The organism is Streptomyces sp. NPDC048560 (assembly GCF_040650955.1).
In the GTDB taxonomy this organism is placed as follows: Bacteria; Actinomycetota; Actinomycetes; order Streptomycetales; family Streptomycetaceae; genus Streptomyces.
Genome location: NZ_JBEZIJ010000012.1, coordinates 41147 through 67400 on the forward strand (window position 1 = coordinate 41147; position 26254 = coordinate 67400).

Sequence of the window (26254 nt, forward strand, 5' to 3'; positions counted from 1 at the left end):
AGGGAACCCGACGCCAGGGCGCGGGAGGCGCCCGGCGGCGCCTGCCGCGATGGACGCGGGCTCGCGGTACGAGCTGAGGCAATTGGTCCCCGTGAAGAGCGTCTCGGAGCAGGTGCACACCGCAGGGCGGGTCAAGGACCTGGGGACCACGCTGCAGTTCAGCTGGCCCGGGGTGTACTTCGAGGGCCGCTTCCGCGGGACCGGCCTCGGGGTGGTACTCGACTGCGCGGCCGCCGACTACGACGTCCAGGTCGACGGGGCCACGGTCGCCACCCTCGTCACACCCGGCGACACCACGCACTGGATCAACGGCCTGCGGGACGGTGAGCACACGGTCCGGGTCGCCAAACGCAACGACACCCCGGGGGACACCAGCACGTTCGGAGGCTTCGTCCCCGCCCTCGGGGGCGCCGTACTGAGCAAGCCGGCGCCCCGGGACCGCCAGATCGAGTTCATCGGGGATTCCATCACGGTGGGCTACGGCAATGTCTCGGGCACCCGCGACTGCAATCCGGAGCAGCTCAAGCGGAACACCAACACCGAAGTGAGCCACGGCGCTCTCACGGCCCAGCAACTGGACGCCGATTACCAGATCAACGGCCTCTCCGGCCTCGGCATGGTGCGCAACGTCGCCGGCATCTGCCCGGACATCACGTACCGGACCTACTACGACCGCGCCCTGCTGAACATGGACGGCGACGTCTGGCAGAAGCCGGGGACGTGGCGCCCTCAGATCGTGGTGGTCAACCTCGGCTCCAACGACTTCACCGACCTCACCCCCGGTGAACCGTGGACGCCCGACAGCCTCGCGGCCGCCTACCGCACCGCCTACGGCGAGTTCCTCCGGAAACTACGGACCCGCTACGGTGCCGGCACCACCCTCGTGGCCGTCGGCTTCGACAGAAACGCCGAGCATGTGCGGCAGGTGGTCGAGGAGCGCAACGACGCCGGCGACAGCGGGGTCCACTACTGGTTCCTCGATCAGACGGGCCTGGACTTCCTCGGATGCGACGGGCACACCTCCGCTCACGACGACCGGGTGATCGCCGACCGGCTTGCCCCGTTCCTCAGGAGCCTGCCGACGGGATGGTGAGGAAGGCTTGATCACCTGGGTCGAGGGCACCACGGGCGAAGGCTACGGGGGTCCGCTGTGGGACAGGCTCACCGCGCGGCAGCGGCCCCTGCCCCGGCCCCGCATTCGGGTCCGGCCGCCGGGCGAGAGGCTGATCTCGTAGCGGAACTGGACGTCCGCCTTACGCGGCGCCCATGGCATGACATGCGGGACCGAGACGTCCGACAGATCACAGCCACTCGTTGATCGCGGCGATGAGTAGGGTTGCTTTGAAGCGGACCGCGAGCTTGTCGAACCGCGTGGCCACGGCCCGGTTCCGCTTGAGCCGGTTGATGCCGCACTCGACCGCGTGCCGGGCCTCGTAGTCCTCGCGGTCGAAGGCCGGAGGGCGCCCACCGGCCGCTCCCCGGCGGTCGCGGTGGCCTGCCTGATCGGCAGGTTCCGGGATCGTGCAGCGGATCCCGCGCTGCCGCAGATAGGCACGGTTCGCGCGCGATGAAACGCTTTGTCGCCTCGCACCCGAAGCGGACGAACCCGGGGCCGCCCCAGCCCAGGACGAGGAACCCGAATAGCTTCCAGCACGGCTGTGAACGTCGGGCCGTCACCCCGCTGCCCTGCTGTGACCAGCAGCGACAACGGCCGCTGGCCTTGCCCACAGGCAGGTGAATCTTCGTGGTCCAGCCGCCGCGGAACCTGCCCAAGCCGTGATCGTCAGGTTCGCTCTGCTGGCCGCCCGGCGGTTCCTTCTGTGTTTGGCCATCCCGCCGGGCACCGGCCACATGCTGATGTGCCCGGCAGATCGTGGAGTCGACGTTCACCTCCCAGATGATCAGCCCGACTGCGTCCGCCCGCGCTTGCAGCCTGGTCAGTACCGACGATCAGACCCCATTGCGTTGCCAGCGGCGGAAGAGCCCGTAGACCGTCTGCCACGGACCGTAATCCGCCGGCAGATCCCGCCACGGGGCCCCGGTCCGAACCCGCCGGCGGATCCCATTGATCAGCTTCCGCTGGCACACCGACGGCCTGCCCAACACCGCGACCGGCAGCAAAGGGCACAACACTGCCCACTGGTCATCAGAAGATCCCCGCGCCCCACACCGAGATCATCACGGTACGAGGCGAGACACGGGAGCCACTTCTCACACACGGCCTAGCCGCCGCCAGCGAGCGGCAGACGTTCATCGGATACGCAGAGCCGTGCCTGACTGTGGCCGACACGTCGGCGAAGGCCCGGCCCCGGCGACTGTTCGCCGACCGCCCTTACGCATGGACAGGTGTGCCGCCGCCTCGCCGGGTCCGCGGCATCACGCCCGAGATTGCCCGCCGCGGTGCCCCGCACGGCTCCGGCCTGGGCAGGACCCGGTGAGTGACCGCGCATTCGCTACGAGGGTGCCCGCCGATTTCCACCTTGTACCCCGGCAGCCCGCCCTGCAGCATGATCTGATTGAGATGCCTCGAACGTCGCTTCGCAAACGATCAGTTAAACGATCTTCGGACGACCGGGAGTTACCGTCGTGTCGCCCAGAGGGACGAGCGCCGGCCGAAAAAGGCCGCATCACACACGCCGGAGGAGGCTGGTGCGACGTGTGCTGGGGCTAGTCGTTGCGCCGCCGGCCCACCTGTACACCGCAGGACGCACGAACATGCCCAGGCAGGCCCGCACCGGCTCCACCCACGATGCGGCGTTTGTCAGCGCCTGAAGGTGTCCTTCGCCCTCTCCTTGGTGTCCCGAGCCTTGCCCCGAGTCTCCAGTGCGGCGCCCTTGGCTGCGGTGGTCTCGTTACCCAACGCGTGGGCCACCTTCCGCACAGCCTTCCCGACAACCTGCTCGGTCTTGGCCTTGACCTTCTCTCCGGCACTCATGTCGGTCCTTTCGTAGGCACTCACTCATCCACCTGCCCCTGGCTCCGAAGCGGAAACCATGGGCACAGCAACGCGAGGTGTACCTGATGAGCCCGGTCGGCATGGGGGGGGTGGGCCTGCCGGCCAGCCGGCCGCTGCGTCGGCGCCACCGCACGTGGCTGCGGTCGTGGGGCGCCCGATCAGCTCCTTGGCGGGACCGCTAACACTGTCGTCGGATCCCGGGCGTGATCAAGAAGAGGCACTGCGGCCGCTCTCCTCGCCTCCGCCCTCCTGCAGCCACTTCCCCGCCTCGACTGCAGAAGACACCGCCGGGATTGACCGGCTCACCTCGGACTTCGAACTCAATCTCCATAAGCCCCGGCAGATAGCGAGAGGCATACCGCGCGGTGATCCGTTTTGCCCCCGGGCGACTGTTCGTGCGCGTGGCTGGAGAACGGGTGGTGGCACGCATGGGGTGCGTGCCACCGATCTACCAGGCTCTACATGCTGGTGCAGCGAGAACTGTGCCCGCCCGTTGCCGGGAGGTGGGTCGGGCCTGCGTCAGCGGTCACTGCGGGCCGTCACCCCTCGTTGAGCTTGTCCAGGATCCACTGGCCGAGTTCTTCGGTCATGACGGTGTGACCTTCGTTGTTGCCGGCGCACTTGAAGTCGTGGAGTTCGCTGTCCTCGGCTTCGATCTTGGCGTAGAGCGTGTCGTGGTTGTCGATGTCGCCCGCCGCGACGGCGCTGATGGTGGGGACGAAGACGGAGGCGTTGTAGGTCAGGTCCGCCTTCTGCCTGTCGATGATCTTTGCCAGCATGGCGGCCATACCGAAGTTGGCCGGGTTGTCCTCCAGAGGAGCTTCGGGGAACAGGCCACCGGGCGCGCCGTCGATTGCGGGGAAGTTGGTGGTCGTGACCGTGACCGGGGTGGCGTCCTTCTTGTGGAGCTGAGCGACGGTCTGCGTCCCGGATGCCTGGGTGTTCAGCACGGTGCCGTTGAGCTGGAGCCCGGAGCTGGTCATCGCGGGTTCGCCGGCCGGAATGCTGTTCCCGGCGCCGGTGCCCGTTCCGTTGGCGACACCGAGCAGGCGGGGGATCTGGGGCCAGCTCCCCATCCGGTCGAGTGCGGCCAGGAAGTCGGTGCGTTCTTGGTCCTGGCCGCCGGCGACGTCGAGGGTGGTGTCGGTGCCGGTTTCGACGTGCCAGCGCAGCAGCTGGCGTGCGGCCGGGCTGTTGACCAGGTTGGAGTACATGCTGAGAAGGGGGCCGGTGACGGGCGTGCTGCCCCAGTGTTCCTTCACGAAGTGGGAGAAGGACTGGACTCCGATGGGCAGCCACGCGCCACGGTGCGGGGTGTCGTAGGAAAGGTAGGTGCCGGTCTCGTGCTGCTCGCGCCGGCGCTCCATCTTGGCCAGGGCGTAGCGGGTGACGAGTCCGCCCATGCTGAAGCCGCCAACGGTCAGTTTGGCCTCGCCCTCGCGGTCGGCGATCGTCCTCCTGATGCACTCGATAGCGACTTCGGCGTTGTCGAGGATGGAGGCGGAGCGTTCCTCGAAGCCGAGGAGCACCACATCGAAGCCGTGCTCCCGGAGCTTGGTGATGAACGGGAACTGCCCGTTCTCCAGGCCCTCGTAGAGCTCCTCGGGCTTGCTGGCTCCCATGGAGAAGCCGTCGGCGAGGATCACCGGACGCTTGACGTGCGTCTGGTCGGGCTCGCTGTAGAACACCCAGGCGGTTCCGCCCCTGAGCGGCCAGGTGTTGTCCCACGCGGCTTCTCGCGCGGAGGTGGGCTGAGCGTCCGGAAGGGGGCCCCAGATGCTGGTGACAGGCTTGGACATGATTCGACGTCTCCTTGATGTGGCGGCTGGTGGTGCCGCCGGACAGGACCATGATCACGGCCCGGCCGCCCCGTTCTGTCCGGAACATCCAGCATCACTCTCCCGTGAAGGAGACGCGCCCACACTCGGGTGACCAGTGCTCGAAACCCCTGGTCAGGCAGGCACGACACCTGCTAGGCCCCACGCCACTACGGCCCGTACGCACCACAGGGACACAGTCATCTCGGCTGGATCTTGCCGCAACCAAGCCCTGTGGACAGGCCGGAGACTCCCGGAAGACCGAGATCGCCGATGGGCCCAGTCCGGCGTACGAGCTCACGGGCCGGTCCTGCTGCCGGACACGGAGACAGGCACGACGTGCGCTGAGCACCGCAGTTGGCGAGACGTGTCGGCTGTGGTGCTGTTCGAGCGGCTACGCAGCCCGTCCACGAGGACGCGGGCCTCGCGACCGATCTGCCAGACCACCGCTTCTCTGGCCAACCGTGCCAAGGTCTGGGTCCTCGACGGCATCACCCACCTGCAGATGCACGCGCCGACGACCAGGACCCCCCTCGACCTGGTCCGCGTTGATGGGCTGGATGTCGCCCTCGTCCTCGTCTGCGTCGCCCTCTGCTCCACACGAAGCACCCGCACCACCGCAACCCGTTCGGCTACCCGTCTGTTGCCCGAGACGTGTGCGGCCCGCGGGATTGCGGTGGGCCTGCCATCCGACGGCGCCTGAACATGAGTCACCTCGTACAGGAGTCTGCCGGTGTCAGGACTGATGATGAGCTGGCGGCGCCGAGTTGCCGTATGCGCGGCAGGAGCGCTACTGGCCTCCACCGCCGTCGTTTCCACTTCAGGTGCGGCCGAGCCTCCCCGTGAGGGCCCGCCCGGAGGCGACCGGGGCACGGTGCTGAGATGGCAGCCCTGCAGAGGCGAAGCGCAGCGCGGATTCGAATGCGCCACGACCAAGGTGCCTCTCGACTACGCCCGTCCTCGGTGGCGCAGCATCGAACTGGCCGTGATCAGACACCGGGCCACCGCCCCCACACGGCGGGCCGCATCGTTGTTCTTCAACCCTGGTGGACCTGGCGGTGCCGGGACCGTGGGGCTGCCGGAGCTGTATGAGAAGTTCCCCGAGCAGCTGCGCGAACGGTACGACATCATCAGCTTCGACCCGCGCGGCATCGGGCAGAGCACGCCCTTGCGATGTTTCGACACCGCGGAGGAGGCCCACGCATGGCACTCGCGAGTTCCGCCGTTTCCCGTCGGCGGACAGGAACGCAGGGCGTTCATCGCCGCGTACGCCGATCTCGCGCGGCGCTGCGAGCAGCGTGATCCGGACCTGATGCGCTACATCTCGACTGCCGACGTCGCCCGGGATCTCGACCGGCTGCGCCGCGCCGCCGGTGAGAAGACCCTGCGCTACTGGGGCATCTCCTACGGCACCTTCCTGGGAGCGACGTACGCGAACCTGTTCCCCTCCCGCGTCGGCCGCCTGCTGCTGGACGGGAATGTCGACCCGCGTGCCTGGATGAACGGCGGTTCCAGGCAGGAGCCCGAGCTGAGCACATTCCTGCGCCTGGAATCGGATCTCGGCTCCGCCGACACCCTCGGCCAGTTCCTCGATCAGTGTGGGAGCGCACCGGCCGGCCGCTGCGCATTCTCCGCAGGATCCCCGGCGGCGACCCGCGCCAAGTTCACCGAGCTGATGCGCCGACTCGCAGCGCAGCCGGTGGGGTCCTGGACGTACGCAAGAGTCGTGAGCGAGGTCCGCGGCGGCCTCTATACGGTCCACCCGGGCTGGCAGCACACCGCCGGAACGCTGCAGAGCCTGTGGGAGGGAGCCGCACCCCAGGAACCTCCGTCCCCTCCCGGCCCCCCCCGGCCTACCCCGGCTTCGAACAGCCTCTCGGTGTGATGTGCGCGGAGAGCCCCAACCCCCGGGACCCGCGACGCTACGTCGTACTCGACGAACTGAGCACATCGCGAGCCGGGGATCTGGGGCACTGGTGGGCCTGGGCCAACGAGCCGTGCGCGACATGGCCGGCCGCAGCCGCAGCGAAGTACACCGGACCGTGGAACCGCCGCACCGCGCACCCTGTCCTGGTCGTCAATCCGACCTACGACCCCGCCACCCCGTACCAGGGGGGCCAGGCCATGGCCCGGGAGCTGAGCCACGCCCGCCTGCTCACCCTCAAGGGGTACGGCCATACCGCGCTGGACAATCCGAGCAGCTGCGTCAACAACCACGCGGTCCGCTACTTCCGCGACGGCAGGCTCCCCCCGATCGGCACCACCTGCGAACAGGACACGGCGCCCTTCGCCCCGACGCCGACACTCCGGTCGGGCCCGGCACTCCGATAGAACCGGAGCGTACGGACGAAGACGCGCGGGCCGCACGGGGACAGGAGAAAGGCAGGGACCCGACGTCGCCGGTGCCGACGGGCCGAGCTCCTCCAGAACTCGGTTGTGACCGTGATCGAGCTGCCCGAGATGCCGACGCCGTGAAGGTCCCGAACCGGCACCGGGTTTGATTCCGCACCGAGTTGCACTCGGACCGCCTTCGCAGGGCCGTCCCGGAGAAGTGGAGGAGGAGGTCCGCCGCTCGTCAGTCCCAGGATGGTGCCTTGATACGGCCGATGATGTCAGCGGCCTGCTCCGGATGTCGGGCCAGCCATGCGCCGAGGTACTCGCGGACGGCTTGCTCGACGCAATCGTGCACGGTGGTGCCCCCCAACCTGCCACGGGTGGCGCCCTCGTACTGGGGGCTGTCCAGTTTCACGGAGACGACCGCTGTCAGAATCCTGCCGACCTGCTCAGCGGTGAGGTCGGGATCAGCCGTCGTCAGCAGCTGCCGCTGACGCGCGTGGGTGTTGACCGCAGCCGTCACCCCTGCCCGGAACCCGTCCGCGTGCGTGCCCCCCTCGCAGGTGGGCACGCTGTTGACGAACGTCCGGACCCGCTGCTCACTCAGGCTGTGCCAGGTCAGGGCCACCTCCAGGGTCCCAGCCATCCTCTCGTCCTCCCGCTCGAAGGCGACGATGTCCGGGGGAACTTGCACGCCGGTTTCCGCGTCAAGGGCGGCCAGGACGTCCGCCGGTCCGTCAGAGTACTGAAACCGTACCGACCGGAGCCCGTTCTTGGGGCGTTCGTCGGTCAGGGAGAGACTCAGCCCGCGGTTCAGCATGGCCACCTCTCCGAAGCGTTTGGCCAGCACGGCGAACGAGCACTCAGTCGTTTCGAAGATGTCGGCGTCGGGCCAGAAGGTGATCGATGTGCCGCTTCCGGTCGCTCCTCCCGCCGCGGCGGGAGGAGCGACGGCCTCGCCCCGTACGTACTCCTGTACCCAGCGCACGTGCCCCCGCCGCACCTCTGCCGTAAGGCGGCTGGACAGAGCATTGGTGACACAAGGCCCCATGCCGTAGACACTCCAGGCCGCCGTGTGACGGTCACCAGGCGCAGCGCCGGCGTGCGGGCGGGTCAGCAGGGATTCGAGGCCGACACCGCCGCCGTCGCCTGCCGCTTCGACGGGGACGCCGGGCCCGTTGTCGGTGACACGGACACCGCCGTCAGGGGTGAGGGTGACGTCGACGCAACCGCCACCACCGGCAAGTACATCGTTCACCGACCGGCCAAGGACCTCGAACAACACCTGGTGCAGGCCGCGGATGGTGGTCGATCCGACGTACATCCCGGGCCGCTTCCGGATGGCCTCACGCCCCTCCAGCACTTCGATGTGAGTGGCCTCGTATCCGCTGGTTCCCTCGCTCACGGAACCCCCCTTACATGCTGTCCGCCAGGACGTTCCACTCTAGGCGAACGCTCGGAAACTCCCAGGTCAGGGCCTGTTTTGCGAGGGCTTGAGTGAGCGCGTGCGGGCCGGTCGCCAAGCAGTCGGCAGGAGACGACGCGAGGGCACTCAAAGCGCACCCGGGGCACCGCCCAGGCCGCCGGCGGCCGTGTTCTGGGCCGCGCCGACACCCGCAATTCCTGTAGATGTGAGACACGACGTGATGGCGGGCTTCTGAGGAATCCGTCCCCACGCGCGTGGGGACGAAGCGATGATGCGCGTGATCTCGGTGCACAGGGTCGTCGCCAGGGAGCCAGCGCAGATCCTGCGCAGACGGCGGCCATCGCATCTGTAGCTCTGAAGCGCAGGGTCCGGGTCGCGATTGTGGCAACACCTGCCGCGTGGGTGCGTGGTGGCCGTTGCAGAGCCCCAGTGGTGCGAGCCGTGACGGCGGTCGGGGACCAACCACGGTGGGGACTCCGCGGAAGGTTGCTGCTGGCTGTTCTCTCATGGGGTCGAGAGGGCCATCGTGTCAACTCCCCCTGGTGTGAATTCTGTTCGCCGGTCATGGAGGCATCGCAAGCTCTGCCCCGCGGCAAGGAATGGCTGCCCGACGGGCGCCTATGAGCATCCGGTCAGCACACGACGATCATCAGCTTCCCGGGACGCGACCGCAGTGGCGGACGACTGAGATGTCCGTCCGCCTAGGCGCAGCGCTGCCGGCGCAACACACTGACGAGCCGTATGCGTTTAAACAACAAGCGGAGGTGCGGGACCACTCATTGAAGCGCACCATTTAAGCAGGGGGCGAAGAGCCGTAACAGGTGGGGGCCAAAGCAATTTGCCGACAAAAATCACCCGTTGCATCCGCGGAGGAGTCGTCATGCCCATGCTGCTGATCAAGGGCTTCTACGATGTCAAGGGCTCGCAGCCGGACGGGGACACGGTCCACTTCACGGCCGATGACCTCGAGGACTGGAGACTGGTCGGCGGCGGGCTGGGCCGCGCCGTCGAGCACAATGCTGTGGGCCGCGCGAAGATGCGGCTTGACGCGATCGACGCACTCGAGACGCACTACGGCCCGAACCGTGTCCACCAGCCGCTGCACTTCGCCCACGCCGCACGCGACGAGATGTTGAAGTGGCTGGGCTTCACCGATGTCCAGCACGGTGCGGGCGAGACGGTGAAGGCCACGACACCGGCGTCGGTTCCCGGGTTCATCCTCACCCGCGGTTCCGATGTCCACGGTCGTTGCATCGCCCTGGCAGGCCGCGGAACGCCCCCGGGGGCCAGCGGGCTGGAGATCGATGTCGACGAGGCCGTGCTGAGGACAACGGTGAATCACCATCTGATCACGTCCGGCCTCGTGTATCCGACGCTCTACCGCAGCCTGTTCACCAGCCTGCGGGTCGAGATGGCCACCGTGACCAAGGAGGCCCGAGACCAGGGGCGGGGCCTGTGGCCGAGCGATGTCACCACGACCGGGGCGAAGATCACCGGTCTGGCCTCGTTGACGGACGACGTCGTGATCCTCCCCAAGCTGTTCCGCCGGCTGGTGGACTACCTCCGGCTCGGCACCATGCCGCTGGCGTGCTTCCCGGCCTACCTGGCCGGTATCGGTGACCGTTTCTCCATCCTGTCCACGGGCCAACGGTGCGTGGGCCTGCACCGAGTCGTGGAGACCTCGAACGGCGAGACCGTGAAGATGACGCATCCCCCCGAGGACCTGCTCTTCGAGGACTCCTGACACCGGGCGTCCCAGGCCGCGTCCGGCCGCGGGGCCGGGGAAACCGGAAGGATTGCCATGCCTTGGGGACTGCGTGAAGGGGTCGGTCTGACGGACGAGGGCACCCAGTGCCCCAACCACGCCTCCGATCAGCAACAGGTCGCCGAACTCCTCGACGCGGTCGGGCTGCCCGCCGACGGCACATCGCTGGACGCCATCCCGCCGATCGGGGACGGGCATGCCTCGTACGAACTCTGTGAGGCCGTCCGGAACTTCCAGACAGTTCAGGACGGCCTCGTCGCCGATGCCGGGTGGATGTGGGCGGGGGTACCTGGACCCACCTGATGAAACTGGTCGATCCGGCCGGCGCCCCTTCCGAGGCGGGCACTCCGCTACTGCTCGCCGTCTCGAACTATGAGGTCTTCGAGCTGCCGGAGAACGCCGCGCCCTGGCCGTCCCTGAGCTACACCCTCCGAGGGCAGGTCGCGGAATGGGACGGCCCCGGCATCCACATGGAGCTCTGGGTGAACGGGCCGTTGAAGGTCTCCTGGAGCCACGACGCCTACAACCTGGGCTGCGAGGTGTCCCCCGACTTCACGGCCCTGGACGCGGCTGTGGCCTCCGGCAGCGCTCGAGCCATCGGTGGAGTCGCTCTGGACCAGCTCTGCTCTCGGCTGCGCTTCGAGTCAAAGGGCGCGATCGACTCTCTGTTCAAGTCCGTCAGCATCAGCACGGGGCTCGACGGCACACCCCGGATCGGTGGCACCATCGGCGACGACACGGCTTTCCTGCGCGTCGAGTTCGAACCGGTGGAACGTACCGTGATCTACACCGGGAGTGTGCCCGTCTTCAAGACGCACCCCGTTACCGAGGGCGAGGCCCAGGTGTCCGGCGAGCTCCAGGTACAGCTGAGGATCACGACCGGTGAGGAGGACTACGCCGCGAGCGTGGCGACGGCCGTGGCCGTCCTGGCGATCGGAGCCGTCTTCCTGGCCCCCACGGCCGCCTGGCTCGGCAGCACGGCCGTGGGAGGCGGCGCCGACGTGAAGGAAATCCTGGTCCGCGTCCCGTTCAGACGCCTGGCATACCCGTAGGCGTGCTATTTGGCGTGCAGTCGCCTCAGTCGTCAGCGGCGGCGAACAGATGCCGGCGCTAGTCGTGGCCCCCTCTACGACTACCGCCGGCACCGTCGCGCCTCTCGGATATCTCGCCGTACGACCAGCTGCGCACTTTCGTCAGCTCGAAGTGCAGTGGTGGCCGGTGAAGTTGCACTGATTTCTTCCGTGGTGAGCTGCTGCCGGCATTGACGTTGACGCGCTGACCGGTCCTGAACTGTCGCTTGCGAGGGATAGCTGTACGTGGAGTCGTGACCGGTCGCCGCCGACAGCCCGACCCGCCGCCCTTACGCCGCCGCAGCCGACCGACATGCCGGCCACGGGTGGGTTTTTCTTCGCGTTCGCGCCACGGCCCCATGGGCGTTTGGTGCCGAGGCCTGGTGGGGAGCTGAACACCGGATACTGAACCGCCAGCCCCCGTCGAAGACTAGGGCTCGTCCACCACGTCGAAGCGCAAGCCGCTCGAGCCGCCGCCGAAGCCGCTCATCTTGTGACGGGTGGTCCAGGAGTGCGGTGCGCCGTCCTGCCAACGGGTGAGCTGACGACTGCGCTCGACCCTGATGCCGGAGCGCGGCACCTCCTCCTCGAACAGCCAGTCCGTCTCACCCAGAAGCCGGCCCAGCGGGGACTGAGGGTGGCCCTCGCCGCGGACCAGACCTGCGAGGCGGAAGGAGGTCGATTCCATGTCGTCGAGCACCTCAGGCACCAACGGGTACCAGTGCGCCGGGACTTCGGTCGCCACCAGGTAGCGCGGGTCGGCGCCGGGCTCGGGCGCCGGACGCGGCCGGGCAGTGGTCGTCCAGCGCTCGTGGCGGTCGACCCGCTCGCCGGCACGGTCGGCGACCGACTCCTCGACGGCCCAGGCGAGGTTGGCCTGTTCGTCGCGCAGCATCACCACAGATTCCATCGCTGGGCTCGCCAGCCCGCCCGGCAGCGAGGCGGGCCGGTACATCCAGGGCGAGGGCGGTGTGAACATGTCGGGGGTGCGGAATGCGTAGGCCGTGTCCCCCAGGCCGTAGAGGTTCCAGCTCACGCTGTCGTCGGCGGTCGCGTGGTGGAGAGGGGTCTGGTCGCCGAACACGTCGGTGACCGTGCAGTCCACGACCCGGCTCAGGGAGCCGACGACGAGCGGCAGCGGGATGCAGAACCAGTCGCTGTTGTACACGGTGGCGAACGCGACCAGCATCAGCCGCCCCAGGTCGGCGGGGGACGCGTCGATGGAGCCGAAGTCGATACGGGCGTCCTCCATCTCCCAGAAGCGGGACACCGGCATGCCTCCGTACACCGCGGGCGTCGGGATGATCCTGCGTGCCTCGCGCTTCGTCGCGGCCTGGTCGACCGGCAGTTGGGCGTCCGGGGCGTCCACGGCCCACCAGTCGAGGTGACCGCCGTGGTACTCGTCGGCGCGTAGTTCGAGGCCCGGCAGGCTGGAGGCGGACACCTCGAAGGCGTACTCGAGCCGGCGGGCGTTCCACGCCTCGGGAGGCGTTGGCGCCTCGGCCGCCTCCACCACCGGCACGCGCGCCTGCCACCAGGACAGCCAGGCCGTGGCCGCGGTGGCCAGGGCGATACGGACCGCATCGGTGTCGGGGGCGTCGAACTCCTTGGCGGCCGTCTCGTCGCGCTCGGCGAGGCGCGCGAGCCAGGGGGCGAGGGCGACCGGGTCGGGGAGCCGGTCGCGGACAGCCGCGGACAGGCCGGTCGGGGCGAGGGTGCCTTCGGTGTCGAAGGGGCAGACCCGGGCGAAGGCCGGCAGCAGGGCGACGAGGCCGGCGGCTGCCAGTGCCCGGCGCCAGCGCAGCGCCCCCGCCATCATCAGCCGGGCGTCGGGACCCTCCACGGGCTCCTGTTCGACCAGCGCCTCCAACACCATCGTGGACGGATCGTACGGCTGCCACTCGGCGTCGGAACTGCTGCGCCAGAGGTCCAGCCGGTGGGACTCCTGAGCGATCGAAACCGACACCGGGGAGGCAGCGTCCTCACCCCGGAACTCCCCGAACCCGTACTGGCGGGCAAGGAACCATGCGGCGTCGCCGGTCCGGGCGGCGAGTGCCTCCTCCATACCGATGTCACGCGGCACAGGCTGGTATCTGAACATGGTGCTCATAGTGGCAACAATCCCTGTTCCGGCCTCAGCCACTGCACGGGCAGCAGCCCTTGCAGAGCGTAGAGGTCATCGAGGTCCATTCCGCGCAGCCGGGCAAGGGCGAACGTCTCCTCGACGACGGCGTGGACGTCCTGCGTCCGCCAGCCGCGCTGAGGGTCGGGCGGCAGGGCCAGCAGCAGCGCCTGCGGGGCCCGGGCGTCGGGCTGGTTGTAGTGGAAGGCGAGCCCGCCCAGCTCCTCCTGCTCGCCGGGTTCACCCCTTGCGGGCTCGGGCACGGTCTCGGTCCAGGCGTCCACGACCAGCCCGGCGATCTGGCCCGGATCGGCCGCGCCGTCGGCGCGCAGCACCGTACTGTGGTGCGGGGCGGGGTGCTTACGGGACGGTACGGGGGCCGGGCCGCGCGCGATCCACTGTTGCCCGGCGGGCACCTGCGCGACGACGGCGGCGGGCGGTGCCGTGCCCGCCAGGGTCTCGGCGGCCGCCAGCGCGTCACCCAGAACGCCTGCCTGCGGCCTGACCCGTTCCATCTCCATCAGCCAGTCCGCGACCGCGTCCTCGTCCGCGCCCTGCGGGGCGGGACCGCTCAGCGCAGCCGCGGCGGCGCTGCCGTTGAGGCGGAGTACGGGCAGAACCGGCAGCGTCCGGCCCAACACCGAGGAGACCGCGGTACGGAGCTGCGTCACCCACTCCAGCACCGCCGACGGCTCCTGCGGCGGAGGTCCCGGCAGCGGGGGCAGTGGCTCGGCCCCGAAACGTCTCAGAACCGCTCGCGCCTGCTCACGTAGCGCGTCCACCTGTTCGGCGTCATCCGTCGGCCAGGCATTGGGCACCCCGAGGCCGGCGAGGATCTCCAGCCTGCGCACCACGTCGTCCGCGCTGTCCGGCAACTCCTCGAAATCCCCGTCAAGTTCGGCGAGCGCGGAAGAGACCGCCGTGTGCCAGGCGGTGATCCGCGCCGCCAGGTCCGGGAGATCGGCGGTCGACCAGTCGGCGCCCGCCGCGGTGTCCAGGTCGGTGATGAGCAGAGGCCGTCCGGCGGACAGCACATCGGCCAATGCCTTGCACAGCAGCTGGAGTTCGGCGAACCGCGCCGCTCCGGCCTCGGCGACCGGCACACCTGCCGGCGCTTGGCGCAGGAGCCGCCGCGCCAGCGTGCCGTTGGGGTCGCCCAGGGCGGTGGACGCCTGGTCCGCCCGGTGACCGAAGAGCCCCGCGCCGAGCACCGTCTCCAGCGCGCAGACTCCGAGGTCGGCCAGGGTGACCGGGGTGGGCGAGTCCGGGTCGCCGAAGGCGAAGCTCCAGCCGGAGGCGGGGCCGAGGCGGGTCTGGCACCACCGCTCAAGGGCGGGATCGAGGGCGGCCAGCGGCCGGTTCGCCGCCCAGCCGTCGGTGCCGGTCGTAGGGGTCAGCAGGCCGAGGCGGTGGGTGAGGTCGACCGCGGCGCGGGGGGTGCGCAGCACCTCGAAGTCCTGGGGAAGGTTGTCGCCGCGCGCGATGCCGTCGGCTGCCTGACCGGCACGCAGCGGGTTGCCCGCGACGAGGTGGTGCACGCTCTCGGCGAGCAGCAGGTCGCCGACGGCGTCGACTGTGGCTTCCAGGTCGGAAACGAACGGGAGAGCCTGGTCCAGCAGGGGAAGGAGGTCGGGGGTCAGCTGCGAAGTGAGGGAGTCCAGGTCCTGGAGCTCACGTCCGTGGGCCATGAAGTCGGCGACGAGCGCCTGGCCGTCGACGACGTCGTGGGCGGCTGTCGCCGTAAGGGCCTCCTCGCTGTCCGGCGCCTCGGGATCGACGAGGTGCGGTGTGGGATAGCCGGTGCGGAAGACGTTGATCAGCTGGTCCAGGTGTGCATCGTGCAGGGCGCGTTCGAGCCGGTAGCCCAGCAGTGCGCCGAGGGTCTGGCCTGAGCGGATGCCGTCCACCACGGGGAGCGCCTTGCGCACGCGGCTCGAAGTGAGGTCGATGCAGAACGCCTGATCGTCATCGTGGCTGAGCCATCCCGAACGCAGGACGGCCGCGGTGGTGGCCTGGTGCATGGAGGGTGCCACGAGATAGCCGTCATCGGTCCGCCCGGATGCCGCGCCCACCCCGAAGTCGTCCCCGTCCCCGGCGTCGTCCCCGTCCCCGTCCCCTGCGTCGTCCCCGTCCCCGGTGTCGGCGGGAATCTCGCCCCGGAGCCAGGCCTCCCGGGCCTCTTCGTCCTGCGGGACCTCGTCATCACCCTCAGCGGCTACCTCGCCACCCTCGGGGACCTCACCCTCAGAGGCTACCTCGCCACCCTCGGGGATCTCGCCGACGACCTCCTCGCCACCCTCCGGGTTGTCTCCGGCCACCAGCTCGTCGTCCTCCGGATCGGTCGGCACGCTCGGCGGTTCCCAACCGTTGGGGCGCAGATCGGTGACCCAGCCGTACGCGCCGAGGTGGGTGCCTTCGGGGCGGTCGCCGCGCAGCACGTCGAGCCGCGCCGAGGCGACGGACGTGATCCACGCGTCCAGGCGGTGGGACTGGGTGTCCAGCACCTCGCAGAGCAGCCGCTCCAGCCGCGGCAGGTCCCCGTAGGCCAGACCTTCGGCGACGGCCAGCCGGTCGATGGCCATGGCCGCCCAGTCGAAGAGGTCGGGAACAGCGCCGTCGGAGACCGTCACCTGGTCGTTCGACATGCTGACGACGGAGTCCAGCGCGCCACCGGACTGTATGCGCTGCTCATGGCGCTGGTGGTACATGTACAGGGCGATGCCGCCGAAGTGGTACCAGAGCCCCAGACGGCCCTCGCGCAGTCCTTTGAAGGCAGGGGCCAGGTCGAACATCGGCTGGAGGACCTCCGGCGGGATGTCGCCTTGCTGGGATCGTGCCTGGCCGATCTCGTGCAGGGCATGGAACAGCGTGGCGAGCGGCCCGGCGCTCAACAGCTCCTGGAGTTCCGGCGTGGCCTCGGAGGTGACGGAGAACTCCAGGGGGAAAGGCGGAATCGTCAGGTCGGGTGGCTCCAGCCAGGCGAAATTGCTCTTGACCGGGATGGCGACCGGGGTGAAGGGCACGGGCTGCAACGGCGGGTCCACGGGAACCTGCTGCACGAAGCGCACCCGGCGGGAGGCGGGCAGCCGGTGCAGCAGGTCGTTGATGACCTCATCGGCGTCTCCCCCGCGGCCGACGCTCGGTGAACGCCAGGACTGGAATTCGGCGTGGGTGCGGAACGCCTGTATGTGGTCGAGGATCCGCAGGTCGACCTCGGTGCCGTGCCACAGGTCGAGTGAGGTGACGGGCAGGATGCCGTACGGCTGCCTGCCGACGCGCAGCGTGGGCAACTGACCCCGGGCGCGTACGTGTTCGATGAAGTGCGAGACGAGGAAGGTCAGGTCCACGGGGGCATCGACGTCGTAGTCCCGCCATCTGGTGGACGCGGCCACCATGGCGCCGATCGCCGCGTGCAGTTCGGTCAGCAGGTCGTGGTCGTCGACGTCGAGCCCGTCGGCGGTCTCGGCCAGAACGCGGCCGGCGGCAGGACCGAGGGCCAAGGTGGTCCGGGCAGCGGCGTGGGGATCTCCGGGGGCGAGGTCGCCGAGGGCGACGCGCTGTGCGTCGGCCTCCTCGGGGGCCGGCGGGGGCATACGGGTGCGCCAGGCGGACCTGGTGGCCTCGGTGTTGTTGGTGGGTGTGCCGGTGGGCAGCACGGCCAGGCCGTCGGTGCAGCGGTGCGCTTCCAGCAGGGTGCCGATCAGCTCCGCCGTGTGCTCCGTGGTCCCGCCCCGTACCCCGACGGCGGTGACCAGGGCGAAGTCGGGCCGCATCTCGCCCTCGATGACGACTTTGACCCCCATGCCCACACGGACGGCCTCGTCGAAGTCGCTCAGCCAGGTGGGAGGCTCGGGCGAGCCCTGGCCGGGGCCCACGTCGAGCACCTCGGGGATGGGCGCGCCCTCCTCGCGCCAGAGCAGCACGGGTTGCCCGACGCCGTCGACCTCGTAGCCGGAGAACACGAGCCGGTCGGGCATCACGTCGCTGTGCGCCGCCCGGGACCAGGCGCCCTCCCGCATCGTCGGCTGCGTCGCCCACGGCTCCGGTGACGGCCCGGCCTCGCCGGCCGGGGTCTCCGTGTCCGGCGGCTCCGTCCGGTCGGGCCGCAGCGCCTTCACCGCCCAGGCGGCGCGTCCGGGGCCGATCGCGGCGACGAGCCGTGCCCAGGCTCCCTGGCGGCGCTCGTGGTGAGGACCCGCGGCCCACACCTCGCGCCAGTACGCCTCGGTGGCGGCGCGTTCGGCCGCGGTGAGGGTGGGATCGTGGGAGTCGATGTGCACGTCGTCGGGGTAGGCACGGATCAGCAGCTCCAAGCCGGCTTCTCCCGCGTTGCGGTACACCGTCTCCAGGCGGAGCGGGAGGAGAAGCAGCGGATCGGCGCCGCTGTCGTCGTCCCAGAGCTCCGGTTCCGCGTCGGCCAGTGCGTCGTAGGCCTCGCGAGCGGCGTCGTGGCGCGTCTCCTGCTCGGCGGCGTGCTCCTGCGCCGCGGTCAACTGTTCGATCTCCATTCCCGGTTCTTGGGCCACCATGCGCTTGGTGCACATGGCCAGGTCCGTGCGGGCGTTCCCCAGGCTGATCCGGGCGTCGCGGACCTCCTGGTGGGCTCGAGCCAGTTCCAGGTTGACGCTCACCGCGGGTCTCCGATCAGTTTGCGGGCCGACATGAGGACCCGGAAGGGCCGTTGCAGGGACACCTTCGCCACCGTGGCGGCGTTCCACCGGTCCGGACCGGGCTCCTGCGCGGGCAGGTCGGGCATCACGGAGAGATCGGCGAAGCCGCCTTCCGGGACATCCCGCCAGGTGAGGTCCGACCAGTGCTCGTAGCCGTCGGATCCGGTGTCGAACCCGAAGCGCATCCGGTAGCTGTTCTCGGCGAGCACGAACCACCAGTCGTGGATGTCCCCCTCCAGCACGAAGGTGTAGGCGACTGTCCGCTCGTCCAGGGTGAGCACCATCTTCGGGTGCTGCCACGTGCCCTCCGCCAGGTCCTCGGTGTCGCTCACCGAAGACGCCGGTACAGCGGCGACGATCAGGTTGGGATACCGGCGCACGAGGCGGCCCCTGATGAGCAGGACGTCTACCTCGCCGGCGTCCAGGGCGAGCTGGGCTCCGAGTCCCTGGTCCCGTGCCCAGCTGTGGACGGGCGGAACGTCCGCGGCGCCGTCCGGACGCGGCCAGAAGTGGGTGAAGGGGCTGCCGCGCAGGTCGGTGGGGTACTCGCGCCAGCGCATCTCTCTGTTCATCTCGTCGTTCACGCCGACCATGAAGGAGGCTATGAAGGGCGCGTTCGCCTGGAGCAGCACGGCCCGGTCGTCGGGGATCGCCGCCGAGCCCGGCAGGAACCAGTCCGGGGCGTCCTTCTGCAGGGCCAGTGCCATGGGCGCGGCGAAGTCGGGGCACGCCATGATGGGTTCGCCCGGTGCCTCGGGCACGGTGTACGCGTCCTCCGACAGGACGGCGACCCTGCTGTCCAGCCTGGCCGAGAGCAGGGGACCGGGATCGAGGGCCTCGACGAGCCGGCCGCCCATCGCGTCGGCGTCGACGGGCACGCCGAACTCCAGGATGTGCGCCGCGGGGTCGTCGCCCATCGACGCGCCGGGCATCAGCGCGGTGCCGGGCTCGGCCAGCGTCATGACGGAGTCCGGAGGACGCTCGACGAAGGCCGGGTGAACGTCGCCGACCAGGTTCGACGTGTCGGCGACGGACAGTGCCCGGAACAGCCGGGCCGCCCCGGTGAGAGGCTCGTCCTCCGGCGCAGGGGCCGCCCCGAGCGTGGTGGCCGGGCGTTCCAGGAGCGCGGTGATCGCGCTCGCCTGGACGTCGAAGCCGTTCGCCAGGGCGGAGGGGGCCATGGCCGACAAAAGCCTGATCCGCTCGGCGTCGCGCTGCTCACCGGTGGCGCGCACCGCGTTGACCACCGTGGCGCTGAGTTCGTCGGCGTCCGCCCCTTCCATCGGCTCCGGCTGCGCCGGCCGGGTCACCATCGCCGTGGGCAGCGGCGGCAGCAGCTCGCCGCTGAGCGTGCGCCGTGCGTACGACTCACTGTCCAGGCCCGCGTGCCGGGCCAGCGGCCCTCGGCGGCGCAGCAGCCGCCGCAGGGCGGGGGCGACCAGCTCGTTCGGGGCCGGGCTGACCGCGACCTCCGTCTTCAGCGGCAGGTCGCTGTCGGTACGTACACGGTCGCGCACCGGGGCGCTGAACCCGAGGGTCTCGTCCGGTGCGAGCGTCTGCACGTCGCGGCGGTGCACCGACCCGGACACCTCTGCGCAGAACGCGGTGCGGTTGCGCAGCCGGTTGGCTTCGCGGACGGCACCGATCTGGTCCCATGCCCGTGCCATCAGCCACTCCTGGTTGTCCCGCACCCAGCCGGTGCCGAGGGAGGCCGCGATCCGGGTCTCCGGACCGAGGTTGAGCTCCTCGATCCACCCCTCCTCACCGTCACCGATCCGCTCGCGCACGGCCGGATGGCCGCCGTACAAGGGCGGGGCGACCACGTCCTCCCTGCCCCGGTCGATGTACACGGCGACCCGCTCGGCGAAGTTGATCAGGGCGGTCCCCTGCTCTTCCGCGGGAGTGTCGACAAGCTGGAGCGCGCCTTGCACGCTGATGGTCTGCCGGGTGCCAGGCGGCCCGTCGGAGGCGAGTGGCTCGTCGTACAGCCAGGGCTCGGTGATGTCCACGGTCCGCCCGGCCAGCAGGGCGTTCTCCTCGGGCGACAACGGGACGATCGCGGTGGCGAGTTGCTCGAAGTCGCCCGGCTCGCCGGTTCGGAACTGCCAGCTGTGGTACACGGGCAGGCGGATGTCGGCCTGACCGGGCCACCAGGCATCGCCGTGGGGCTCGGCGTCGGTGAGACCGCCGGTGAGCCCCGCCACGACCCCGCCCTGGAAGGCGGGCACGACGCAGGCCGTGTAGTCGGTGCCCGACTTCAGCCGCAGCGGGCACAGCAGTCGTGAGGTCAGCGGCTCCGACCGGCCCGCCGGTCGCTGCACGTGGGCCCACTGCCAGGACTGTCCCAGCGACGGCAGAGCGGCGGCGTCCACCTCCACGAACGGCAGCGCACGGCCGCTCTGCAGCGGGTGCCCGGCGGTCTCCAGCACCACCAGGACCAGCCAGGGCCGCAGCCTGTCGCCGTCGGCGCGGGCCGGCGTGAACAGCCACGGGAGTTCGGGCGCGTCGAACTCGACGCAGGCCATGTAGTTCGGCTCGGCATCCTGGATGCCGGGTGGCGGGTCGACCCGTAGGACACGCCCGGTGTCGATGCCGATCACACCTTCGGGGCCGAGCATCCGCAGGTCACCGCGAGGCGGCCGGACCTTCATCTCCCTGTTGGGCCCGACGAGCGTGAGTTCGGGCTGGATCAGCGCCGGCCCGTCGGGCACGCTGCTGCTGAGCGCGGCGCCGATGGAGCTCTGCATGTACGGGGCGAATTCGAGGTCCTCGGCCATCAGTTCCCCACCTCCCATGCCTCGACGGCTCGTACGCCGGCCAGGGCGCCGCATCGCAGAAGGAGCTCCGCGTCCGTGGCCGTCGGCCCGGCCGCTGTCTCGACGGAGGCCATCGACCAGGTGGATGCCGCGGCGATCGGCGTCCGGTCGGCCACGAGAAGGGTGAATTCGGTCCGCCACCAGCGCGGATCCTGTACGGAGGTCGCGACGGCCACGTCCTCGGCGTCCGCGAGGGACGCGATGCGCAGGAACCTCAGCAGATCCAGGGGCCGCTGGGGACGGGGGTTGGGGACCACCTTCGTCTCCCAGTCGAGCGTGGCCTTGACGAACGCGTCGTTCTCCGGCTCGGTGATGTCGGCCGCGAAGCGCCTGCCCGAGCGGTAGGTCTCGTACGCGGGGCGGGTCAGCTGCTCCTCGTCGCTGAGCCTGCGGAACTGGCCGGGGGCGAAGTCGTCCACGGTCGGTCCGTCGTCGGCATCCTCTCCGCCGAGGGTGGACGACTCGACGTCCCAGTACTCCGGAGGGTCGACCACCGACGGGCCGAAGCGCTCGATGTCCACTCCGAAGGGAAGGACACGCTGTCGCGCGACGATGGTGCCGTGCGGATGGACCAGACTGCCGTCGCCGATCAGCCGGTTGGCAGCAGCGGAAAGCAGCACAGGCAGGTATGCGCCCTTGGTGGGCGGCATCGCGGTCCATGCCTCCGGGCGGGCGAACGCCTTCTCCAGCCTGCCCTGCAGATCAGCCGGCTCGGCCGCCAGTGCGGGCGGAGGATTGCCCCAGCGCTCGTCGAAGTCGAAGGACGCGCTGAACAGGAACAGGTCGATGCTGCCGCGCCCGACCGCATGCCAGGGAGCCGGTCCTTCCAGCGTCAGCGCGAAGGAGATGCCCAGCAGCGACTCCCCGAACACCTCGACGGAGACCGAGCCACGCATCTCGGCGGTGAACGACAGGGTCGGTTCCCGGCGGATCAGTACGTCGAGTCCGAACTGGCCGCGCAGCCCGCAGTCGGCGATCTCGGCGACCAGCGAGATCCGCGCCCCGAACTGGAGGGTGTTGCTGGTGATCGCGAAGTACGCCTCGCAGCCCAGTTGGATCCAGGGCACCGGTGAGAGGTTCATGTTCAGCCGGTGCAGTGCCGGAACGCCGCGCGGGATGGCGTACGCAGGATGGAAGCCGCCGGCACTGAGGACGAACGTCGGGTCGCGTCCGCCCCGGCTCAGCAGCAGGACGTCCCCTTCGAGCGGCACCCCCGCCATGTGCGAGCCGGTGAGGCTCGCCATCAGCAACGCGCTGGGCTCGGAGGTGTCGTACTGGCCGGCGAAGGTGGCCTTCAGATGGATCAGCGGCACCACCGGGTCGGGCACCGCGACGCGCAGTACGCCGAGCAGGGAGAGCCGTACGGGTTCGGGCAGCTCGGCGACGACGGCCGCCGAGACGGAGACCATCCGTCCGCCCCAGGAGACCTGGAACATCGGCCCGACGACGGCGCGCCCGGGCGCGGTCGGGAAGAGCCCCGGTAGCCGGGGCACGACGCGCTGCGCCGCGGCCACCGGGTCGGGGGGAAACAGCAGTTCCCCGGCCGTGCCGTCGGCGATGGCGGCGATCAGTGCGTCCTGGTTCACCGCTTTGTTGATGCCGACCACGCCGCCGACACCGCTGAGCGAGAAGCCGAGACCGAGCTGGAGGCCGGGCGGGGGGAGGACGGCGCCCATCAACGCGACGAACGCCGGGCCGCCCGGTGCCGCGAGGTCCAGCTGTCCGAAGGCGGTCACCGTCGTGGCCGGCACGGCCGCACTCAGCACGCCGGAGTACGAGTCGGGCTGCCGGCGTTCCAGTCGTCCCCGCAGCCGCACCGGAGGCAGTGGGATGTCGATGTCCAGTTTCGTCGGGTCGCTCGCCAGCCGTGCCAGGTCGAGTCCGAAGATGCCGCCCATGTCGCACCTCGCCATCAGCGGTTCCTGGGCAGTTGAACGCCCAGGGGCAGCAGGTCGAAGAAGTGATGTCCGGCCGCGCGTGTCCTCCTTCCCGATGGGACGCCTGCCTGCGGATCAAGCTCAGATCATGGATAGGGCAGCCTGGCCGAGGCGGCGTCGATGCGGTTCGTCTCCAGGTGCACGATCGCGCCCGCTTCGATGTTGGTGGGCCCCAGGACGGTGACGACTCCCTGCCGGTCGATGTAGAAGTGCAGGTCGATGAGCTGCACCGTGTGGGCTCTCACGGCGGCTTCGGTGGTGGCGAACGGCGTGTGCGTCAGATCCGTCGGGTAGGGGGCGACGGCGTTCCACCATTGGCGGCGTGGGCTGTCCATAGGGACATCCGAGGGACGCCACTCGCCTTCCTCGAAGGTGTGCCACAGCATCCAGGCGTGCTGTCCCGTCGCGCGGGCGACGACGAGCACCTCCTTCAGCACCGCGACGTAGGCGTCCCGGAAGGTCTGGGAGCCGTCCTCCGGGGTGGCCAGCAGGTACGACCGGTAGGCCTCGGTCCAGGGGCGTGTCCCCACAGGGCCCGCCATCTCGGCCCTCACCTGAAGGTCGTTCGCGCGCCTGCGCACGACGGCACCCAGGCTCCGGACGTTTTCCCATTCGGGCGCCGGCGGCGGGTCGTTCGCCAGCAGCAGATGACAGTGGAAGAGGTCGAGCGGGCCCGCGCCCCACGACGCGGGCGGTGTGAAGATGCCGTCCGGAGAACCCCGTGGGTTCAGCAGCCACTCGATTCCCAGCAGCAGACCGTCCTGGTACTCCAGCGGCAGCGGTGCGCCCTCCGGGCTGAACGAGTAGAGGTTGCCCAGCGTCTGCCTGTCGAGCTCGTTCTTGCGCGTGAAGTTGAACTCGGGGATCGGCCGTTCCTGCCAGGAGAGCCATTCCTCGCGATCGGCGAAGGGCAGGGCCCATGCGTCGTCGAGGGCGGAGATCGTGTCAATGCCGACGATCGTGTCGTCGTCCAGCCCGTGGCTCTCCTGGAACACCTTCACAGCGGCGGCGGTCTGGTCCCCGAAATAGCCGGTCGCTCCATCGGGAATCTCGTAACTCAGGTCCATCAGGGCGTACTGCACCGTGCTGACATGCTCGCCCTGGTGGCCGTGGCTCACATAGGCGGTCGTATCCGCAGCACGGATGCGTTCAAGAATGGGCTCGCCGCGAAATCGGGCGGACGAAAGCAGCGCCATGACGGACTCCTTCCCCTGCCCACAACGCAACTCCCTTCCAGTATCGACCCGCAGCCATCCACATGCATGTCGTGTCACCGTCCCCTCGGTCCGCGGAGTCCACGCCGGTTTTCGTGCCTGACTCTCAGTGAGTCCTGGGGTTCCAGAGGCGTGCAGATCACCAACTCGTAGCTTGCCGATCGGCGCCGAGTCGGTCCGGCGTGGCGGGCCGGAAGTACAACAGGCCCTGCTGGCAGCCATGTTCGAGGCACCTATGCCGCACCCCGAGGGGCGACGGCGACAGCGTCGCCTGTCGAGTGGGTCAGAGGACCAGTCCGGCGGCCATGGCGGGATCGAAGAGGTCGCTCGCGCCGTCGGTGGTCGTGAGTCACGGTATCTGCGGGAATACCAGAACTCGGTTCCGGAGAAGCACCGTTGGAACGGGCGCACCGCCCGGCGGCGGCAGCAGACGTGTCGTCGGCTGAGCCCGGCCGTCCGCAAGACGCTTCTCGCACTGGCCGAGGAGAAAGACTGGTTGACCCCTTCAAGAACAGCTGCCCGTGAATAGGAGCCGACAGGCGAGCCGGGGCGGTGCGGGGCAGTGCGAGCCGCTGCGGGGCGAGGCGCACGACTTCCGGAGCGAGGCCGGCTGACGGCCGGAATCCGGCTTCCCATTCAACAACGTGGGTACCCCCGTGCGTACGACCACAGCACCCAGACCTCACGACTCAGGGCCGCCTGGGGCCATCCGCGTAGGAATCAGGTGCGCTCGCGCAGTCAATGGCCATCGAGAGCAAAATGTGCCAACCGCACCGCACGACGGCGCGGTTGACCACGCCCACTCTCCCGTTTCACCAGGCCGCGCCGCCCTTCCCCTGGCGACGAGACTGCTTGTGATATTCAACCTCCCGGAGCCACTTGGCCCCGGTCGCAGCAGTCGTTTCGGGGGCATACGCTCGTAAACGTGGGGAGTTTCGAAGGTTCACCGATACCGGGATGAGCGAGGCCCTTGCACCAGAGCGTTCGTGACTATGGGATCGCATTCAACGATCCGCTCGAGGGACGCGTCGACCTCATGTACCTGGACCAAAAGGGCTGGGTGAGTACCGGGATCGGCAACAAGATCGACGAGACCGTGCACGAGAACTCCCCTCCGAGCCCGACGGAGCGCGAATCCTCGCTGGCCGCGGACTGCGGTGGAGCCCGAAGCTGAAGCTGGGGGGGCGGCGCACAACGGGCCCGGAGGGCGACAGGAGGAACGAGCATGGCCGCGTTCGACATCGATGTGTCCAACCCCTTCTCCTCGGGTTTCACCAGTGGGCTCGGCGGCCCGCATGTGGGCACGCATGAGCCACCGGCGGAGTGGTACATCGAGTACGGGATGGACCTGGGTGCGCAGGAGGGTGCGGAAGTCCGTGCGGCCTTCGACGCCCATATCACCGTCTTCCATCGCCATGACCCCGCTGCTGACACTGCCAAGATCTATGGGGCCCAGCTCTTCATGCGATCCCCGAACGACATGATGGGCGGCTTCTACACCCACCTCAAGGACGTGCCACCCCACCTGACAGCCGGCTCCACGGTCAGCAGAGGTGATGTCCTCGGTTCGGTGCTGCGGTTCGACGGCACCGCGTCCCATCTCCACATGGCGCTGGTCGAGATCGTCGGCGGCGCACCGAACGGCTCGTACCGAGGTGTCGACAATCTGTACGGCTTCTTCCAGGACTCGGCCAACTCGGACTCCGTCACCCCCGTCTCGTTCATGCAGGACGGTTCGCCCCCGCTCCTGGGCGCGGGCGGTCCGACGGTCATCCACCTCAGCACGATGGCCGGGATTCAACAGGGCCTGGCCGTACTCGGATACGACCCCGGGGCGATCGACGGCCTGGACGGGCCGAACACCCAGGCCGCGGTGCAGGCGTTTCAGGGGGATCAAGGCCTGCCGCAGGACGGCCAGTACACCGCCGAGACCCTCGGCGCTCTGGCAAGCGCTCTGATGGCGCAGGGCTACCAGGTGGACGGGTTCTGACCTGTGGTCGTGGTCCCATCCGTCTGCAGGCGTAGGGCTTCCCACAACAGTGCGCTTCCGTGCCGGCTTCGGGTTCCGCTCCGGCCTGCTGCCTGATCGATTGCTTCATCACTGCCCCGCACAGGTGACAAACCCGC

The 26254-nt window shown here is 69.5% G+C and carries 17 protein-coding genes and 1 pseudogene; 9 read left to right on the top strand and 9 right to left on the bottom strand.

Annotated elements, in window-relative coordinates; all coding sequences use genetic code 11:
* Positions 1 to 91 precede the first annotated feature (91 nt).
* The gene (locus tag AB0C82_RS28780) at positions 92 to 1093 is read left to right on the top strand and encodes a GDSL-type esterase/lipase family protein (RefSeq protein WP_362847351.1); all 1002 of its coding nucleotides are present in this window, start codon (positions 92 to 94) and stop codon (positions 1091 to 1093) included.
* 208 nt (positions 1094 to 1301) lie between these two features.
* Here AB0C82_RS28780 and AB0C82_RS28785 read toward each other — a convergent pair.
* From AB0C82_RS28785 to AB0C82_RS28795, 3 genes and pseudogenes are all read right to left on the bottom strand, one after another.
* A pseudogene (locus AB0C82_RS28785) lies at positions 1302 to 2133 on the bottom strand (IS5 family transposase).
* Positions 2134 to 2761: 628 nt separating this feature from the next.
* Positions 2762 to 2935 carry a hypothetical protein gene (locus AB0C82_RS28790; protein ID WP_362847353.1) on the bottom strand — a complete coding sequence of 58 codons (174 nt, stop codon included), beginning with the start codon at positions 2933 to 2935 and terminating at the stop codon, positions 2762 to 2764.
* A gap of 560 nt (positions 2936 to 3495) precedes the next feature.
* A complete protein-coding gene (locus AB0C82_RS28795; protein WP_362847356.1) occupies positions 3496 to 4755 on the bottom strand; it encodes a hypothetical protein in 1260 nt (419 codons plus the stop codon).
* 394 nt (positions 4756 to 5149) lie between these two features.
* Between AB0C82_RS28795 and AB0C82_RS28800 the strand changes: the two genes are divergently transcribed.
* From AB0C82_RS28800 to AB0C82_RS28810, 3 genes are all read left to right on the top strand, one after another.
* Positions 5150 to 5476 carry a hypothetical protein gene (locus AB0C82_RS28800; protein WP_362847358.1) on the top strand — a complete coding sequence of 109 codons (327 nt, stop codon included), beginning with the start codon at positions 5150 to 5152 and terminating at the stop codon, positions 5474 to 5476.
* A 366-nt stretch (positions 5477 to 5842) separates the two neighbouring features.
* A complete protein-coding gene (locus AB0C82_RS28805; RefSeq protein WP_362847361.1) occupies positions 5843 to 6658 on the top strand; it encodes an alpha/beta hydrolase in 816 nt (271 codons plus the stop codon).
* A complete protein-coding gene (locus AB0C82_RS28810; RefSeq protein WP_362847363.1) occupies positions 6658 to 7104 on the top strand; it encodes an alpha/beta hydrolase in 447 nt (148 codons plus the stop codon). The genes AB0C82_RS28805 and AB0C82_RS28810 overlap by 1 nt, the downstream gene beginning before the upstream one ends.
* 244 nt (positions 7105 to 7348) lie before the next feature.
* Here the strand turns inward: AB0C82_RS28810 and AB0C82_RS28815 are convergent, their stop codons facing one another.
* The gene (locus tag AB0C82_RS28815) at positions 7349 to 8512 is read right to left on the bottom strand and encodes a DNA gyrase subunit B (protein WP_362847366.1); all 1164 of its coding nucleotides are present in this window, start codon (positions 8510 to 8512) and stop codon (positions 7349 to 7351) included.
* A gap of 901 nt (positions 8513 to 9413) precedes the next feature.
* Between AB0C82_RS28815 and AB0C82_RS28820 the strand changes: the two genes are divergently transcribed.
* The 3 genes from AB0C82_RS28820 to AB0C82_RS28830 are packed head-to-tail and all read left to right on the top strand — an operon-like array spanning position 9414 to position 11350.
* A complete protein-coding gene (locus AB0C82_RS28820; protein WP_362847369.1) occupies positions 9414 to 10277 on the top strand; it encodes a nuclease in 864 nt (287 codons plus the stop codon).
* A gap of 57 nt (positions 10278 to 10334) precedes the next feature.
* Entirely contained in the window at positions 10335 to 10601 is a 267-nt protein-coding gene (locus tag AB0C82_RS28825) for a hypothetical protein (RefSeq protein ID WP_362847372.1), read from the top strand.
* Positions 10601 to 11350 (top strand): hypothetical protein, encoded by a 750-nt coding sequence (locus tag AB0C82_RS28830; RefSeq protein ID WP_362847375.1) that lies wholly within the window; start codon positions 10601 to 10603, stop codon positions 11348 to 11350. Before AB0C82_RS28825 ends, AB0C82_RS28830 begins: the two co-directional genes overlap by 1 nt.
* Positions 11351 to 11798: 448 nt before the next feature.
* Here AB0C82_RS28830 and AB0C82_RS28835 read toward each other — a convergent pair whose 3' ends face one another.
* From AB0C82_RS28835 to AB0C82_RS28855, 5 genes are all read right to left on the bottom strand, one after another.
* Positions 11799 to 13469, bottom strand: coding sequence for a hypothetical protein (locus tag AB0C82_RS28835; RefSeq protein WP_362847377.1), 1671 nt, complete (start codon positions 13467 to 13469; stop codon positions 11799 to 11801).
* Positions 13470 to 13474: 5 nt separating this feature from the next.
* Complete coding sequence (locus tag AB0C82_RS28840) at positions 13475 to 18121, bottom strand: hypothetical protein (protein ID WP_362847380.1); 4647 nt, start codon at positions 18119 to 18121, stop codon at positions 13475 to 13477.
* Positions 18118 to 20937 (bottom strand): hypothetical protein, encoded by a 2820-nt coding sequence (locus AB0C82_RS28845; protein WP_362847382.1) that lies wholly within the window; start codon positions 20935 to 20937, stop codon positions 18118 to 18120. Before AB0C82_RS28845 ends, AB0C82_RS28840 begins: the two co-directional genes overlap by 4 nt.
* Complete coding sequence (locus AB0C82_RS28850) at positions 20937 to 22889, bottom strand: DUF6603 domain-containing protein (protein WP_362847385.1); 1953 nt, start codon at positions 22887 to 22889, stop codon at positions 20937 to 20939. The genes AB0C82_RS28845 and AB0C82_RS28850 overlap by 1 nt, the downstream gene beginning before the upstream one ends.
* 110 nt (positions 22890 to 22999) lie before the next feature.
* The gene (locus AB0C82_RS28855; protein WP_362847388.1) at positions 23000 to 24109 is read right to left on the bottom strand and encodes a peptidoglycan-binding domain-containing protein; all 1110 of its coding nucleotides are present in this window, start codon (positions 24107 to 24109) and stop codon (positions 23000 to 23002) included.
* Between the two features lie 1054 nt (positions 24110 to 25163).
* Between AB0C82_RS28855 and AB0C82_RS28860 the strand changes: the two genes are divergently transcribed.
* Together AB0C82_RS28860 and AB0C82_RS28865 are read left to right on the top strand one after the other, a co-directional pair.
* Positions 25164 to 25301: a hypothetical protein gene (locus AB0C82_RS28860; protein ID WP_362847390.1), complete on the top strand. Its 138-nt coding sequence runs from the start codon at positions 25164 to 25166 to the stop codon at positions 25299 to 25301.
* A gap of 51 nt (positions 25302 to 25352) precedes the next feature.
* Entirely contained in the window at positions 25353 to 26117 is a 765-nt protein-coding gene (locus AB0C82_RS28865) for a peptidoglycan-binding protein (RefSeq protein ID WP_362847393.1), read from the top strand.
* Positions 26118 to 26254 lie beyond the last annotated feature (137 nt).